At 58.5% G+C, this 16,629-nt stretch carries 15 protein-coding genes and 2 tRNA genes; 16 read left to right on the forward strand and 1 reads right to left on the reverse strand.

From position 1 onward, the window contains the following. Positions 1-477, forward strand: a complete 477-nt coding sequence (gene greA, locus QRN36_RS04490; RefSeq protein WP_093465547.1) for a transcription elongation factor GreA — start codon at positions 1-3, stop codon at positions 475-477. Positions 478-611: 134 nt separating this feature from the next. Here greA and yhbY read toward each other — a convergent pair whose 3' ends face one another. Then, positions 612-920, reverse strand: a complete 309-nt coding sequence (gene yhbY, locus QRN36_RS04495; protein ID WP_093465544.1) for a ribosome assembly RNA-binding protein YhbY — start codon at positions 918-920, stop codon at positions 612-614. Between the two features lie 102 nt (positions 921-1,022). Between yhbY and rlmE the strand changes: the two genes are divergently transcribed. The 15 genes from rlmE to pnp all read left to right on the forward strand — a co-directional run bounded on the left by rlmE (position 1,023) and on the right by pnp (position 16,375). Further along, entirely contained in the window at positions 1,023-1,673 is a 651-nt protein-coding gene (rlmE, locus tag QRN36_RS04500; protein ID WP_093464329.1) for a 23S rRNA (uridine(2552)-2'-O)-methyltransferase RlmE, read from the forward strand. A gap of 187 nt (positions 1,674-1,860) precedes the next feature. Next, entirely contained in the window at positions 1,861-3,771 is a 1,911-nt protein-coding gene (gene ftsH, locus QRN36_RS04505) for an ATP-dependent zinc metalloprotease FtsH (protein ID WP_285422982.1), read from the forward strand. A gap of 8 nt (positions 3,772-3,779) precedes the next feature. Then, positions 3,780-4,631, forward strand: coding sequence for a dihydropteroate synthase (gene folP / locus QRN36_RS04510; protein ID WP_285422983.1), 852 nt, complete (start codon positions 3,780-3,782; stop codon positions 4,629-4,631). A gap of 16 nt (positions 4,632-4,647) precedes the next feature. Further along, on the forward strand, positions 4,648-5,991 hold the full coding sequence (gene glmM / locus QRN36_RS04515) for a phosphoglucosamine mutase (RefSeq protein WP_285422984.1): 1,344 nt from the start codon (positions 4,648-4,650) through the stop codon (positions 5,989-5,991). A 65-nt stretch (positions 5,992-6,056) separates the two neighbouring features. Beyond that, positions 6,057-6,812, forward strand: a complete 756-nt coding sequence (tpiA, locus tag QRN36_RS04520) for a triose-phosphate isomerase (RefSeq protein WP_285422985.1) — start codon at positions 6,057-6,059, stop codon at positions 6,810-6,812. A 4-nt stretch (positions 6,813-6,816) separates the two neighbouring features. Then, on the forward strand, positions 6,817-7,200 hold the full coding sequence (secG, locus tag QRN36_RS04525) for a preprotein translocase subunit SecG (protein WP_093464314.1): 384 nt from the start codon (positions 6,817-6,819) through the stop codon (positions 7,198-7,200). A gap of 45 nt (positions 7,201-7,245) precedes the next feature. After that, positions 7,246-7,331, forward strand: a tRNA-Leu gene (locus tag QRN36_RS04530). Between the two features lie 97 nt (positions 7,332-7,428). Then, positions 7,429-7,505, forward strand: a tRNA-Met gene (locus QRN36_RS04535). 129 nt (positions 7,506-7,634) lie between these two features. Beyond that, a complete protein-coding gene (rimP, locus tag QRN36_RS04540) occupies positions 7,635-8,093 on the forward strand; it encodes a ribosome maturation factor RimP (RefSeq protein WP_081566696.1) in 459 nt (152 codons plus the stop codon). A 59-nt stretch (positions 8,094-8,152) separates the two neighbouring features. Next, positions 8,153-9,634: a transcription termination factor NusA gene (nusA, locus tag QRN36_RS04545; RefSeq protein ID WP_093464311.1), complete on the forward strand. Its 1,482-nt coding sequence runs from the start codon at positions 8,153-8,155 to the stop codon at positions 9,632-9,634. A gap of 27 nt (positions 9,635-9,661) precedes the next feature. After that, positions 9,662-12,196, forward strand: coding sequence for a translation initiation factor IF-2 (gene infB, locus QRN36_RS04550; RefSeq protein WP_285422986.1), 2,535 nt, complete (start codon positions 9,662-9,664; stop codon positions 12,194-12,196). Positions 12,197-12,354: 158 nt separating this feature from the next. Next, positions 12,355-12,753 (forward strand): 30S ribosome-binding factor RbfA, encoded by a 399-nt coding sequence (gene rbfA / locus QRN36_RS04555; RefSeq protein WP_093464305.1) that lies wholly within the window; start codon positions 12,355-12,357, stop codon positions 12,751-12,753. Between the two features lie 4 nt (positions 12,754-12,757). Continuing rightward, complete coding sequence (gene truB, locus QRN36_RS04560; RefSeq protein ID WP_285422987.1) at positions 12,758-13,675, forward strand: tRNA pseudouridine(55) synthase TruB; 918 nt, start codon at positions 12,758-12,760, stop codon at positions 13,673-13,675. 150 nt (positions 13,676-13,825) lie between these two features. Next, positions 13,826-14,095 (forward strand): 30S ribosomal protein S15, encoded by a 270-nt coding sequence (gene rpsO / locus QRN36_RS04565; RefSeq protein WP_002555121.1) that lies wholly within the window; start codon positions 13,826-13,828, stop codon positions 14,093-14,095. Positions 14,096-14,269: 174 nt separating this feature from the next. Then, positions 14,270-16,375: a polyribonucleotide nucleotidyltransferase gene (gene pnp / locus QRN36_RS04570; protein ID WP_093464301.1), complete on the forward strand. Its 2,106-nt coding sequence runs from the start codon at positions 14,270-14,272 to the stop codon at positions 16,373-16,375. Positions 16,376-16,629 lie beyond the last annotated feature (254 nt).

Here is a 16,629-nt window from a genome sequence, read left to right on the forward strand (position 1 = left end):
ATTACCAAATATCCAATGACCGTTCAGGGCGCTCGCGCCCTGGAAGAAGAACTGCACCACCTGAGCAAGGTCGAGCGTCCGCGCTTGAGTCAGGCAATCGGTGAAGCGCGTGAGCTGGGTGATTTGAAGGAGAACGCCGAATACCATGCTGCCCGCGAGGAGCAAGGCATGGTCGAGGCGCGTATCCGCGACATCGAAGGCCGCATGCAGAATGCTGTGATCATCGACGTCACCACGATTCCGCACACCGGCAAGGTGATTTTCGGGTCCACGGTAGAGATCGCCAACGTCGAAACCGACGAAAGCGTGACCTATCAAATCGTTGGCGAAGATGAAGCGGACATCAAGTCGGGCAAGATCTCCGTCGGCTCGCCGATCGCTCGCGCGCTGATCGCCAAAGAAGAAGGCGATGTCGTGGCTGTGAAAACGCCAAGCGGTGTGATCGAGTACGAGATTGTCGAGGTCAAGCACATCTGATCGATGTGTCGGAGGTCGTCCCTTGGGATGGCTTCCGGCGACCCGGTTCGGCGGGAAGGGGCGGCAGTGATGCTTCTTGTCGTCGGTCGGTTCCTGTCAGGGCGCGTAAACCGCGCCGCTGACGGGTATCGTCATTATTTGTAGCGGTGTATGTTGGACAGCTGTTTGTTCGGCTGTGGGTTTTTGCGGTAGATCAGCGCCATCTTGCCGATGGTCTGCACCAGTTCCGCACGCCCTTGCTTGCACAGTTCTTCGATCACGGCGCGGCGCTCGTCGCGGTCTTCCAGCTTGATCTGAACCTTGATCAGTTCATGATCCACCAAAGCGCGGTCCAGCTCGGCCAGAACGCCTTCGCTCAGGCCATTGCCAGCTACCATCAGGACCGGCTTCAGGTCATGTCCAATGGATTTGTATTGTTTCTTCTGCTCGTTATTGAGCGGCATAATCTGACCCTTTTCGTCTGATTCTGTAAAATTGGTGGCCATTTTACCCGAGGCCCCGTGGCTCCGCCCAGTTAATCACGACGCATATCATCGAGGTGCCCCGTGGCCCAGCGTTCCAAGAGCAGCCATAACTGGCTGAGAGAGCATTTCAACGATCCTTTCGTCAAACAGGCGCAGAAGGATGGCTATCGCTCGCGAGCGAGTTACAAGCTTCTCGAGATTCAGGAAAAGGACCGCCTGATCCGCCCGGGCATGACTGTGGTCGACCTCGGCGCGGCGCCCGGTGGCTGGTCTCAGGTGACCAGTCGTCTGATTGGTGGTCAAGGTCGCCTGATCGCATCCGACATTCTGGAAATGGACAGCATCCCCGATGTGACCTTTATTCAAGGGGATTTCACAGAAGATGAGGTGTTCAAGCAGATCCTGGCGGCGATCGGTAATACACAAGTAGACCTTGTGATTTCTGATATGGCCCCCAATATGAGTGGATTGAGCGCTGTGGATATGCCACGCGCCATGTTCCTTTGTGAGTTGGCGCTCGACCTGGCGGGTCGGGTCCTGCGTCCGGGTGGTGATTTTCTGATCAAGGTCTTCCAGGGTGAAGGCTTCGATGTGTACCACAAGGAGGTTCGCAAGATGTTCGACAAGGTACAGATGCGCAAGCCTCTGTCCTCCCGCGATCGGTCCCGTGAGCAGTACCTGCTGGGCCGGGGTTTCAAGGGCGGTTACGAAGCACCGAGCGACTTTGAGTAAAGGCAATAGCTTTTTTCAAATGGCTTTATTCATGAAGCGTAACGAACATCTTGTAGTCAAAGTTTCACAAAGGGTTACAGACGCCGCCTGCCACGCCTGTAGGATCTGTAGTAAGTTAGGCCGGTGAATATCATGCGAGGCACGCTCCAGCGTGGAGCTTGCTTCAGAGGGTAGCTAATTGAACGATATGGCAAAGAATTTGATCCTGTGGTTGATCATCGCTGCGGTCCTGGTGACCGTGATGAACAACTTCTCCAGCCCGAACGAGCCGCAGACCCTCAACTACTCCGAGTTCATCCAGCAGGTGAAGGATGGCAAGGTCGAGAAAGTTGCCGTTGACGGTTACGTCATCACGGGTAAACGCAGCGACGGCGACTCCTTCAAGACCATTCGTCCTGCCATTCAGGACAACGGCCTGATCGGCGATCTCGTCGACAACAACGTCGTTATTGAAGGCAAGCAGCCTGAACAGCAGAGCATCTGGACTCAGTTGCTCGTCGCCAGCTTCCCGATTCTCGTGATTATTGCCGTCTTCATGTTCTTCATGCGCCAGATGCAAGGCGGCGCTGGAGGCAAGGGCGGGCCGATGAGTTTCGGCAAGAGCAAGGCGCGTCTGCTCTCCGAAGATCAGGTCAAGACCACGCTGGCTGACGTCGCCGGTTGCGATGAAGCTAAAGAAGAAGTCGGCGAGCTCGTTGAATTCCTGCGTGACCCGGGCAAGTTCCAGCGTCTGGGCGGCCGTATTCCGCGCGGTGTGCTGATGGTCGGTCCTCCGGGTACCGGTAAAACCTTGCTGGCAAAAGCCATTGCCGGTGAGGCCAAAGTGCCATTCTTCACCATTTCCGGTTCTGACTTCGTCGAAATGTTCGTGGGTGTCGGTGCGAGCCGCGTTCGTGACATGTTCGAGCAAGCCAAGAAGCACGCGCCTTGCATCATCTTCATCGACGAAATCGACGCCGTGGGCCGCCATCGTGGCGCGGGCATGGGCGGTGGTCACGATGAGCGTGAGCAGACCCTGAACCAATTGCTGGTCGAGATGGACGGCTTCGAGATGAATGACGGCATCATCGTCATCGCTGCGACCAACCGTCCCGACGTGCTTGACCCCGCGCTGCTGCGTCCAGGCCGTTTCGACCGTCAGGTCGTGGTCGGTCTGCCAGACATCCGTGGCCGCGAGCAGATCCTTAAAGTGCACATGCGTAAAGTGCCAATGGGCGACGACGTCAATGCTGCGGTTATCGCACGTGGTACGCCTGGTTTCTCCGGTGCGGACCTGGCCAACCTGGTCAACGAAGCTTCACTGTTCGCTGCTCGTGTCGGCAAACGCATCGTCGAGATGAAAGAGTTCGAGCTGGCAAAAGACAAGATCATGATGGGCGCCGAGCGCAAATCGATGGTCATGTCCGAGAAGGAGAAGCAGAACACCGCTTATCACGAAGCCGGTCACGCGATCGTCGGTCGGGTCGTGCCTGAGCATGATCCGGTATACAAGGTGTCGATCATCCCGCGCGGTCGTGCGCTGGGTGTGACGATGTTCCTGCCGGAAGAAGATCGCTACAGCCTGTCCAAGCGCGCGCTGATCAGTCAGATCTGCTCGCTCTATGGCGGTCGTATCGCAGAAGAGATGACGCTGGGCTTTGACGGTGTCACCACCGGTGCGTCCAACGACATCATGCGTGCCAGTCAGATTGCGCGGAACATGGTCACCAAGTGGGGCCTGTCCGAGAAGCTCGGCCCGCTGATGTATTCGGAAGAAGAGGATGGCGGTTACCTGGGTCGCGGCGGTGGCGGTCAAAACGCCAGCCTGTCCGCTGACACAGCGCGCCTGATCGACTCCGAAGTGCGCAGCATCATCGACCAGTGCTACGGCACCGCGAAGCAGATCCTTACTGACAATCGCGACAAGCTGGACGCGATGGCCGACGCACTGATGAAGTACGAAACCATCGACGCCGAGCAGATCGATGACATCATGGCTGGCCGCACGCCTCGCGAGCCGCGGGACTGGGAAGGGGGTTCCGGAGCGTCCGGTACGCCAACCGCTCCTGTCGGGCCGCGCCCGGAAACGCCGATCGGCGGTCCAGCTGCTGACCACTAAGGGCTGACATGACTTCTGTGCTTCACCCGACCCGGTTGCCTTGCGGCAACCGGGTTCTTGATTTATCCCGGACTCATGTCATGGGAATCCTCAACATCACCCCTGATTCGTTCTCTGACGGCGGTCGTTTCGCACGGCGCGACCTGGCGCTGAGCCATGCCGAAGCCATGGTGGCTGCTGGAGCGACGCTGATCGATGTGGGTGGCGAGTCCACTCGCCCTGGCGCCCGCGCCGTTTCTCCCGTGGAAGAACTTGAGCGCGTAGCGCCCATCGTGGAGGCGATCAGCCGGGAGCTGGATGTGGTCATTTCGGTCGACACGTCTACGCCTGCGGTCATTCGCGAAACCGCTCGGCTGGGGGCGGGGCTGATCAATGACGTGCGGTCCCTGCGTCGTGATGGCGCGCTCGACGCTGCGGTCGCGACCGGGCTTCCGGTGTGCCTGATGCACATGCGTGGCGAACCGACCGACATGCAGAACGACCCGCACTACGATGATCTGGTCGGGGAGGTCAGCGCTTTTCTGCAGGCGCGTATGGATCAATGTGTCGCCGCCGGTATCCCGGCTGACAAGATTATCCTCGACCCTGGCTACGGCTTCGCCAAAACCCTTGAGCACAATCTGAGCCTGTTCAAGCATATGGACGCGCTGCATGCACTGGGCCGCCCGCTGTTGGTGGGTGTGTCACGCAAGAGCATGATCGGCAAAGTGCTGGACAAGCCGGTTGATCAGCGCCTGTACGGAGCGCTTGCGCTGGCCGCAATGGCGATGATCAAGGGCGCGAGAATTTTACGTGTGCATGATGTGGCGGAAACCGTCGACGTCGTGCGCATGATTGCTGCTGTTGAATCGGCAAAATAAGAAATCTGGAGCACCCATGAGCACTAAGAAATATTTCGGAACCGACGGCATTCGCGGTCGTGTAGGCCAATTCCCGATCACTCCCGATTTCATGCTCAAGCTGGGATGGGCCGCGGGGATGGCTTTCCGCAAGATGGGCGCTTGCCGGATTCTGGTAGGTAAGGACACACGTATTTCAGGCTACATGTTCGAATCGGCGCTGGAGGCAGGTCTTTCGGCTGCCGGTGCCGACGTGATGCTGCTCGGTCCTATGCCGACGCCAGCCATTGCCTACCTGACACGAACCTTCCACGCTGAAGCGGGCATCGTCATCAGCGCTTCGCACAATCCGCACCACGACAACGGCATCAAGTTCTTCTCCGGGCAGGGCACCAAGCTGCCGGACGAGATCGAAATGATGATCGAAGAGTTGCTGGACACGCCGATGACGGTCGCTGAGTCGGAGAAGCTCGGCAAGGTTTCGCGTATCAACGACGCGGCCGGTCGCTACATCGAGTTCTGCAAGAGCAGCGTTCCCACCAGTACCGATTTTGCGGGCCTCAAGCTGGTTGTCGATTGCGCCCATGGCGCGACGTATAAGGTGGCGCCGAATGTCTTTCGCGAACTGGGCGCGCAGGTCAGTGTGCTGTCCGCAGCGCCCAACGGCCTGAACATCAATGACAACTGCGGCTCGACGCACATGAGTGCGCTGCAGGCGGCTGTCGTGGCTGAGAAAGCCGATCTTGGCATCGGTTTCGACGGTGACGGCGACCGCGTGCTGATGGTCGATCATACTGGCGCGGTAGTGGACGGTGACGAGTTGCTGTACATCATTGCGCGCGACTTGCACGAGCGCGGGCGCTTGCAGGGCGGCGTCGTCGGGACCCTCATGAGCAACTTGGGTCTTGAGCTGGCGCTTGCCGATCTGAACATCCCTTTCGTGCGCGCCAATGTGGGCGATCGCTACGTCATCGCCGAGTTGCTCGAGCGGAACTGGCAGGTCGGTGGCGAGAACTCCGGCCACGTTGTCTGCTTCCAGCACACCACCACAGGCGATGCCATCATCGCCGCGCTGCAGGTGCTGCTCGCGTTGCGTCGTACGGGCGAGAGCCTGGCTCAGGCGCGTCAGGGGCTGCGCAAGTGTCCCCAGGTGCTGGTCAATGTTCGCTTCGAGGGCGGCTCGGTCGATCCGGTCGAGCATCCGGCGGTCAAGGAGGCTTGCGCCCGCGTGACAGCGGCCATGGGTGGTCGCGGCCGCGTATTGCTGCGCAAGTCCGGGACAGAGCCGCTGGTGCGCGTCATGGTCGAAGGCGAGGACGAAACCCTGGTCGCCGGCTATGCCGATGAACTGGCAAAACTGGTTGCTGAAGTTTGCGCCTGATTCGGCTTGCCAGTGTTGAAACTGTTGGGTAACATCTGCGCCCACTTTGACCGACGAGGTACAGCATGCGTCGCCCTATGGTAGCTGGTAACTGGAAAATGCACGGTACCTGCGCCAGCGTCGCTGAGCTGGTCGAGGGTCTGGCAAACATGACCCTCCCAAGCGGTGTTGACGTCGCGGTATTTCCGCCAAGTCTGCATATCAGCTTCGTTGTCGATTGTCTGGAAGGACAGCCGATTCAAGTGGGCGCGCAGAACTGCGCGCACGAGGCGGGACAAGGTGCGTTGACGGGCGAGCTATCTTCGACCCAGTTGGCGGATGCAGGTTGCAAGCTGGTGCTTGTAGGGCATTCGGAGCGTCGCCAGATAATGGGCGAGAGCAATGAAGTCCTTGTCCGCAAGTTTGCGGCGGCCCAGGCAAGTGGACTGACCCCGGTGCTGTGCATCGGTGAAACACTTGAGCAGCGCGAGGCAGGCAAAACGCTCGAAGTTGTCGGTCAGCAGATCGACAGCGTCATCGAAGAGCTTGGCATCGATGCTTTTGTGAATGCGGTGATTGCTTACGAGCCGGTCTGGGCCATTGGTACCGGGCTGACGGCCTCGCCGGAACAGGCGCAGGAAGTGCACGCAGCCATTCGTGCGCAGTTGGCGAAAGAGAATTCTGAAGTCGCGCAAGGTGTGCGTCTTCTATATGGCGGCAGCGTGAAGGCGGCCAATGCGGCTGAACTGTTCGGCATGCCGGATATCGATGGGGGCCTCATTGGTGGTGCCTCCCTGAATGCAGATGAGTTCGGTGCGATCATTCGCGCCGCGGGAAACTGAAAAAATGCTGGAAACAGTCGTAGTCGTTCTTCATCTGCTGGGTGCCCTGGGCGTTGTTGCTCTGGTTTTGCTGCAGCAGGGTAAAGGTGCGGACGCTGGCGCGTCGTTCGGAGCAGGTGCATCAAATACTGTCTTCGGAGGTCAAGGTTCCTCTACCTTTCTTAGTAAGTTTACTGCTATACTTGCCGCCTGTTTCTTCTTGACCAGCTTGGGGTTAGGTTACTTTGCTAAAGAGAAAGCTCACCAGCTGACTCAAGTAGGTTTGCCAGATCCAGCAGTGTTGGAAGTGAAGCAAAAACCGGCGACAGATGATGTTCCGGTCCTGGAAGGACAACAGAAACCAGCCGCTGCACCAGCTGACGTTCCTGCCGCTCCAGAACAGAAGTAACACGGGATTCGCAGTCGTTATTGGGACTGCAAAAAGAGTTGTAATGCCGAGGTGGTGGAATTGGTAGACACGCAACCTTGAGGTGGTTGTGCCCATAGGGTGTAGGGGTTCGAGTCCCCTTCTCGGTACCAATTAACAAGATAGCCCGCAGTAGCGGGCTTTCTTGTAGGTGGATGTGTCGGATTGACCCGATTCGGGATCGGTCGTATACTTCCGCCCCAGCTTTGTCGCGGGGTGGAGCAGTCTGGTAGCTCGTCGGGCTCATAACCCGAAGGTCGTTGGTTCAAATCCAGCCCCCGCAACCAGTTTTAGCGGAGCCCCTTTTCAGGGGCTTTTTGTTAGCTGGACACTTTATTACGCCGCTGTTGACGGCGTTTTTCATGATGGGCGCTTTGCCCATTTTTTATTTGCACAGCATGCACGAGGGGGTTCAGGTGTCGAGCAAGCTAGAACAGTTGCAGGCCTTGCTGGCCCCGGTGGTCGTGGCCCTTGGCTATGAATGCTGGGGTATCGAGTTTTCGGCCCAAGGTCGTCACTCAATGTTGCGCGTTTATATCGATAAAGAGGGCGGTGTGCTGGTGGACGATTGCGCCATCGTCAGCCGCCAGATCAGCGGTGTTCTGGACGTAGAAGATCCGATCAGCTCCGAATATACGCTCGAAGTTTCTTCTCCTGGCATGGAACGCCCGCTGTTCACGATCGAGCAGTTTGCAGCCTTTGCCGGGGAACAAGTGAAGATAAAGCTGCGTTCGCCCTTCGACGGTCGACGCAACTTTCAAGGCCTTCTCCGCGGGGTGGAGGAGCAGGATGTCGTGGTGCAAGTGGATGATCACGAATACCTGTTGCCGATCGATCTGATCGACAAGGCCAACATTATTCCCACGTTTGACTGAGACGTGCCAGATACTGCGGATCCCGCGGATCCAATGGCTTGCGAAAGGCGAGGCGTACGATGAGCAAAGAAGTACTGCTGGTTGTTGAGTCGGTATCCAATGAAAAGGGCGTACCGGCCGGTGTGATTTTTGAAGCGCTGGAAATAGCTCTGGCTACGGCCACTAAAAAGCGTTTCGAAGACGAAGTTGACCTGCGTGTGGAAATCAACCGCCACACAGGTGCATATGAGACTTTCCGTCGCTGGACTGTCGTTGAGGAAGACGATCTCGACGATCCGGCTATCGAAACGTGGCCGAGCAAGGTCGCCGAGACTCATCCCGGCGCCAAGGTCGGTGATGTAGTAGAAGAAAAGATCGAGTCCATCGAGTTCGGTCGTATCGCTGCCCAGACTGCCAAGCAAGTCATTGTGCAGAAAGTTCGCGAAGCTGAACGCGCTCAGGTGGTTGACGCTTATCGTGAGCGCCTTGGCGAAATCATTTCCGGCACTGTTAAAAAAGTTACACGAGACAATGTCATCGTCGACTTGGGCAACAATGCCGAGGCTCTGCTGGCGCGTGAAGACATCATTTCGCGGGAGACTTTCCGTGTGGGTGTTCGCGTTCGTGCATTGCTCAAAGAGATCCGCACTGAAAACCGCGGTCCTCAGCTGATCCTGTCGCGCACTGCGCCAGAGATGCTGATCGAGCTGTTCCGGATTGAAGTTCCGGAAATCGCCGAAGGTCTCATCGAGGTGATGGCTGCCTCTCGTGATCCTGGTTCGCGTGCAAAAATCGCAGTTCGCTCCAAGGACAAACGCATCGACCCGCAAGGCGCCTGCATCGGCATGCGCGGTTCGCGTGTCCAGGCAGTTTCCGGCGAGTTGGGCGGCGAGCGTGTGGATATCGTGCTGTGGGACGACAACCCTGCACAGTTCGTCATCAACGCCATGTCGCCTGCCGAAGTGGCAGCGATCATCGTTGATGAAGACGCCCATGCCATGGACATCGCTGTCGGCGCGGACAATCTGGCCCAGGCGATTGGCCGCGGTGGTCAGAATGTGCGCCTGGCGAGTCAGTTGACTGGCTGGACCCTGAACGTAATGACCGAATCGGACATCCAGGCCAAGCAGCAAGCGGAAACCGGCGACATCCTGCGCAACTTCATCGACGAGCTGGAAGTCGACGAAGAACTCGCACAGGTGCTGGTAGACGAAGGCTTCACCAGCCTGGAAGAGATTGCCTACGTACCGTTGGAAGAAATGCTCAACATCGACGGCTTTGACGAAGACATCGTCAACGAGCTTCGTGCTCGTGCCAAGGATCGCTTGTTGACTAAAGCCATCGCTACTGAGGAAAAGCTGGCAGACGCCCATCCGGCCGAAGACCTGCTCTCGCTTGAGGGTATGGACAAGGATTTGGCGATGGAACTGGCGGTGCGCGGCGTAATTACCCGCGAAGACCTGGCCGAGCAGTCTATTGACGATCTGCTCGACATCGACGGCATTGACGATGATCGTGCCGGCAAGTTGATCATGGCCGCCCGAGCCCATTGGTTCGAGTAAGTAAATGCGGCCTGAGGAGAGAAGTGCATGACGCAAGTCACGGTGAAAGAACTGGCCAAAACGGTCGACACACCGGTAGAGCGCCTGTTACAGCAGATGCGTGAGGCAGGTCTGCCGCACACCGCCGCCGAGCAAGTTGTGACCGATAACGAAAAACAAGCCCTGTTGACGCACCTGAAAAGCGGCCACAAGGCTAAAGTGGAAGAACCGCGCAAGATCACTTTGCAGCGTAAAACCACCAGTACTCTGCGCGTTGCTGGCAGCAAGAGCATCAGCGTTGAAGTGCGCAAGAAGAAAGTCTTCGTACAGCGCAGCCCGGAAGAGATCGAAGCCGAGCGCAAGCGCGAGCAGGAAGAGCGTCGTGCGGTAGAAAACGCCGCTCGTCAAAAGGCTGAAGAAGAAGCCCGTCAGCGTGCCGAAGAAGAAGCGCGCCGTCAGCCTGCGCCTGCTCCGCAAGCATCGGAAGCGGTTGCTGCGCCGGCTCAGTCCGAGCCAGCGCCTCAGGTCGCCGCCGAGCCTGTGCAGGAAGCTCCGGTCGCTGCACCGGCTCCAGTTGCCGAGCGCAAGAAGGACGAACAGCGTCGTCCTGACAAGCCACGCAACGACGACAACAATCGTCGCGGCGGTGGTGGTGATGGCGAGCGCAAGAACGCTCCTCATCGCGCTTCGGTCAAGGAAAAGGCGCCAGCGCCACGCGTTGCCCCACGGACTACCGACGAAGAAAGCGATGGCTTCCGTCGCGGCGGTCGCGGCAAGGCCAAGCTGAAGAAACGCAACGCTCACGGTTTCCAGAACCCTACCGGTCCTGTGGTTCGTGAAGTGAAGATCGGCGAGACCATCACTGTGGGCGATCTGGCCCAGCAGATGTCGGTCAAGGCCGCTGAAATCATCAAGTTCATGTTCAAGCTGGGCACCCCGGCCACCATCAACCAGGTTCTGGATCAGGAAACTGCCCAGCTGGTCGCTGAAGAACTGGGCCACAAAGTGACCCTGGTCAGCGACACCGCCCTGGAAGATTCCCTGGCAGAGTCCCTGAAGTTCGAAGGTGAAACCGTTCCTCGTGCGCCGGTCGTTACCGTCATGGGTCACGTTGACCATGGTAAGACCTCGCTGCTCGACTACATCCGTCGTGCCAAGGTTGCCGCTGGCGAAGCCGGTGGTATCACCCAGCACATCGGCGCGTATCACGTGGAAACCGATCGCGGCATGGTGACCTTCCTCGACACCCCTGGTCACGCTGCGTTTACCGCAATGCGTGCTCGTGGTGCGAAGGCAACCGACATCGTGATCCTGGTTGTCGCAGCTGACGACGGCGTCATGCCGCAGACCATCGAAGCCGTGCAGCACGCACAGGCCGCCGGTGTTCCGCTGGTGGTGGCGGTCAACAAGATCGATAAGCCGGGCGCTGACATGGACCGCATCCGCAGTGAGCTTTCGGTTCACGGCGTGACGTCGGAAGACTGGGGTGGCGATACTCCATTCGTCCCTGTGTCGGCCAAGGTCGGTACCGGTGTCGACGAGCTGCTCGAAGCGGTTCTGCTGCAAGCTGAAGTGCTTGAGCTGGTTGCCACGCCGTCGGCCCCAGGTCGTGGTGTCGTCGTTGAATCGCGTCTGGACAAGGGCCGTGGCCCGGTCGCCACTGTTCTGGTTCAGGACGGTACGCTGCGTCAGGGCGACATGGTTCTGGTCGGATCGAACTACGGTCGCGTTCGCGCCATGCTCGACGAGAACGGCAAGCCGATCAAGGAAGCCGGTCCATCCATCCCTGTCGAGATCCTCGGCCTGGACGGTACGCCGGATGCCGGTGACGAGATGAGCGTGGTTGCCGACGAGAAGAAAGCCCGTGAAGTGGCTCTGTTCCGTCAAGGCAAGTTCCGCGAAGTCAAGCTGGCCCGTGCTCACGCCGGCAAGCTGGAAAACATCTTCGAGAACATGGGTCAGGAAGAGAAGAAGACGCTCAACATCGTCCTCAAATCCGACGTCCGCGGTTCTCTGGAAGCATTGCAGGGCGCTTTGAATGGCCTTGGCAACGACGAAGTACAAGTGCGTGTAGTGGGCGGCGGCGTCGGTGGTATCACCGAAAGCGACGCCAACCTGGCGCTGGCTTCCAACGCTGTACTGTTCGGCTTCAACGTGCGTGCCGATGCCGGCGCTCGCAAGATCGTCGAGCAGGAAGGTCTGGACATGCGTTACTACAACGTCATCTACGACATCATCGAAGACGTCAAGAAAGCCCTCACCGGTATGCTTGGCAGCGACGTCCGGGAGAACATCCTGGGTATCGCCGAAGTTCGCGACGTATTCCGTTCGCCGAAATTCGGTGCGATCGCCGGTTGCATGGTCATCGAAGGCGTTGTGTTCCGTAACCGTCCGATCCGCGTACTGCGCGAAGACATCGTTATCTTCGAAGGCGAGCTGGAATCCCTGCGTCGCTTCAAGGATGACGCTTCCGAAGTGCGTGCCGGCATGGAATGCGGTATCGGCGTCAAGAGCTACAACGACGTCAAGGTCGGCGACAAGATCGAAGTGTTCGAGAAGGTCCAAGTGGCTCGCAGCCTCTGAATCGCGAGCTTCAGGAGTCATGGCAGTCGTCGCATGCAAATGCCCGGCGTCTGTCATGGACTCTAAACGCAACGCCCGGTCCGGCTTCTGCCAGGCCGGGCGTTTGCCGCTTTCAGACTCTGCCGCTTTTGCTGCAGGTCAGTGACAGGTAACAAGACATGGCAAAAGAATACAGCCGTACCCAACGTATCGGCGATCAGATGCAGCGCGAGCTGGCACAGCTGATCCGTCGTGAGATCAAGGATCCGCGCGTCGGCCTGGTCACCATCACCGCAGTCGACGTCAGCCGTGACGTCGGTCATGCCAAGATCTTCATCACCGTGATGGGGCAGGACACCGCCGAAGAGATCGCTCAGTCGATCAAGGCGCTGAACTCTGCCGCAGGCTTCCTGCGCATGCAGCTGGCCCGCGAGATGAAGCTGCGCAGCGTTCCGCAATTGCATTTCCACTACGACGAAAGCGTTGCCCGTGGCGCGCATCTGTCGGCGCTGATCGAGCGCGCAGTGGCTGAAGACGGTCAGCACGAGCCGGCGGCCAAAGATGGCTCGGAGGAGTAACGGCGTGGCTCAGGTCAAGCGCATCCGCCGCAATGTCAGCGGCATCATCCTGCTCGACAAGCCGCTGGGTTTCACTTCCAATGCGGCTTTGCAAAAGGTGCGCTGGCTGCTCAATGCAGAGAAGGCTGGCCATACCGGCAGCCTCGATCCATTGGCGACCGGCGTGCTGCCGCTGTGCTTCGGCGAAGCGACCAAGTTCTCCCAGTACCTGCTCGACTCCGACAAGGGATACGAGACCTTGATGCAGCTGGGCAAGACCACCACCACGGCCGACGCCGAAGGTGAGGTTTTGCAGACGCGGCCGGTGACCGTTGGTCGCTCGGATATCGAAGCGGTACTCCCGGATTTTCGTGGAAATATCAGTCAGATACCGCCGATGTACTCCGCCCTCAAGCGTGATGGCCAACCGTTGTACAAGTTGGCTCGACAAGGGGAAGTGGTGGAGCGCGAAGCGCGTTCTGTTACTATTGCGCGCCTGGAATTATTGGCGTGTGAAGGCGAGACCGCGCGTCTGGCTGTCGACTGCAGCAAAGGCACCTATATCCGCACCCTCGTGGAAGATATCGGTGAGAAGCTAGGCTGCGGTGCGTATGTCGCCGAGCTGCGTCGCACGCAGGCCGGGCCTTTCACGCTGGCCCAGACGGTCACGCTGGAAGAGCTTGAAGCGGTACACGCCGAAGGCGGCAACGAAGCAGTCGATCGCTTCCTGATGCCATCGGACAGCGGCCTGCTGGACTGGCCTCTGTTGCAGTTTTCCGAGCACAGTTCGTTTTACTGGCTGCACGGTCAGCCCGTCAGAGCCCCGGATGCGCCGAAGTTCGGCATGGTACGGGTGCAGGATCATGAAGGACGCTTCATCGGGATCGGTGAAGTGAGCGAAGACGGGCGCATTGCGCCGCGTCGGCTGATTCGGTCAGAGTGACCGAACCCGTCGAGTCAGGGTTGTCCTGGCACGGCGGTACGAGGGTGGCTGTCAACAGGCATGGTCACTCCTCACTTTTTAATACGAGAGTCTGCTCTCGGCCTGTTGAAACCGTCGCTTTGACGGTTTCCTGATATAAGGAATGCCCACATGGCACTCAGCGTTGAAGAAAAAGCTCAGATCGTAACCGACTACCAGCAAGCTGTTGGTGACACTGGTTCGCCAGAAGTGCAAGTTGCACTGCTGACCGCCAACATCAACAAACTGCAAGGCCACTTCAAGGCCAACGGTAAGGACCACCACTCCCGTCGTGGTCTGATCCGTATGGTAAACCAGCGTCGCAAGCTGCTGGATTACCTGAAAGGTAAGGACGTTAGCCGTTACAGCGCCCTGATCGGTCGTCTGGGTCTGCGTCGCTAATAACGACGTTGCAAGAGGTTGGTTGTTCGTCACGTCCCGCAGGTTTCGTACCGGTGGGCTGGCGGGCTCCCAGCCTCTAGTTTTATCTGGACTGCCGAAGGGTCCGATTCCCTCGCTGCCCAAGAATTCGCAAGAAACCAGTTCCCCCAAGAGCCACAAAGAAGGTAGGAAACCGTGAACCCGGTAATCAAGAAGTTTCAATTCGGTCAATCGACCGTAACCCTGGAGACAGGCCGCATCGCCCGTCAAGCCTCTGGTGCAGTATTGGTCACCGTTGACGACGACGTCACCGTACTCGTGACTGTGGTCGGCGCCAAACAGGCAGACGCTGGCAAGGGCTTCTTCCCGCTGTCCGTTCACTACCAAGAAAAAACCTACGCTGCCGGCAAGATCCCCGGCGGTTTCTTCAAGCGTGAAGGCCGTCCTTCCGAGAAAGAAACCCTGACCTCGCGTCTGATCGACCGTCCGATCCGCCCACTGTTTCCCGAAGGCTTCATGAACGAAGTGCAGGTTGTCTGCACCGTCGTTTCCACCAGCAAGAAAACCGATCCGGACATCGCTTCGATGATCGGTACCTCGGCTGCCCTGGCGATCTCCGGCATTCCGTTCGACGGCCCGATCGGCGCCGCGCGCGTTGCTTTCCACGAAAGCACCGGTTACCTGCTTAACCCGACTTACGAGCAACTGAAAGCATCGAGCCTGGACATGGTCGTTGCCGGTACCGAAGAAGCGGTACTGATGGTTGAATCCGAAGCCAAAGAGCTGACCGAAGACCAGATGCTGGGCGCTGTTCTGTTCGCTCACGACGAATTCCAGGCTGTCATCAAAGCCGTCAAGGAACTCGCCGCCGAAGCTGCCAAGCCGACCTGGACCTGGGCTCCGAAGGCTGAAGCCACCGACCTGCTGGGCGCCATCCGCTCCGAGTTCGGCGCAGCCATCTCCGAGGCTTACACCATCACCGTCAAGGCCGACCGCTATGCGCGCCTGGGCGAGCTGAAGGATCAAGTCGTTGCCAAGCTGGCCGTTGAAGAAGGCAGCCCGTCTGCTTCGGAAGTCAAAGCTGCATTCGGCGAAATCGAATACCGCACCGTTCGCGAAAACATCGTCAACGGCAAGCCACGTATCGACGGCCGCGACACCCGCACCGTACGTCCTCTGAACATCGAAGTCGGTGTTCTGCCCAAGACTCACGGTTCGGCACTGTTCACCCGTGGTGAAACTCAGGCGCTGGTCGTGGCGACGCTGGGTACTGCGCGTGACGCACAGCTGCTCGACACCCTCGAAGGCGAAAAGAAAGACCCGTTCATGCTGCATTACAACTTCCCTCCGTTCTCGGTGGGCGAGTGTGGTCGCATGGGTGGCGCTGGTCGTCGCGAAATCGGTCACGGCCGTCTGGCTCGTCGTTCGGTTCAGGCCATGCTGCCGCCGGCTGATGCGTTCCCTTACACCATTCGCGTGGTGTCGGAAATCACCGAGTCCAACGGTTCCAGCTCCATGGCTTCGGTCTGCGGTGCTTCCCTGGCTCTGATGGACGCTGGTGTGCCGATGAAGGCGCCGGTTGCCGGTATCGCCATGGGTCTGGTCAAGGAAGGCGAGAAGTTCGCCGTTCTGACCGACATCCTGGGTGACGAAGACCACCTCGGCGACATGGACTTCAAAGTGGCCGGTACCGCCAAAGGCGTCACCGCGCTGCAGATGGACATCAAGATCAAGGGCATCACCGAAGAAATCATGGAGATCGCCCTGGGCCAGGCCCTGGAAGCTCGCCTGAACATCCTTGGTCAGATGAACCAGATCATCGGTCAGTCGCGCACCGAGCTGTCGGAAAACGCTCCGACCATGATCGCGATGAAGATCGACACCGACAAGATCCGTGACGTCATCGGTAAAGGCGGCGCGACCATTCGTGCCATCTGCGAAGAGACCAAGGCATCGATCGATATCGAAGACGACGGCTCGATCAAGATCTTCGGCGAAACCAAGGAAGCCGCTGAGGCAGCACGTCAGCGCGTTCTGGGCATCACCGCAGAAGCTGAAATCGGCAAGATCTATGTCGGTAAGGTTGAGCGCATCGTCGACTTCGGCGCGTTCGTCAACATCCTGCCTGGCAAAGACGGCCTGGTGCACATCTCCATGCTGAGCGATGCTCGCGTCGAGAAAGTCACCGACGTGCTGAAAGAAGGTCAGGAAGTCGAAGTGCTGGTACTGGACGTTGATAACCGCGGTCGTATCAAGCTGTCGATCAAGGACGTTGCAGCTGCCAAGGCGTCGGGCGTTTAAGCGCCCCTGCTTCGGCAACGAAAAGAGCCCTTCGGGGCTCTTTTTTTTCGTGTGCAATTAGTGAGTTGCGCGTTTCGGCGGCCTGTGAACTCGTGCAGAACATGCAAGTTGCAAGCGGAACTTTCCGTAAACGGGCAATCTGCACGATGCATCATTCGACTATTGTTTATAACTCATTGATTTAAATGAAAAAATCTCGTTGGATAAGTTTGGCACACCGCTTGCGATATACCAGTAACCCTGCAGCCAACGAC

It is taken from the genome of Pseudomonas sp. efr-133-TYG-103a (genome assembly GCF_030209235.1).
Classification (GTDB): domain Bacteria; phylum Pseudomonadota; class Gammaproteobacteria; order Pseudomonadales; family Pseudomonadaceae; genus Aquipseudomonas.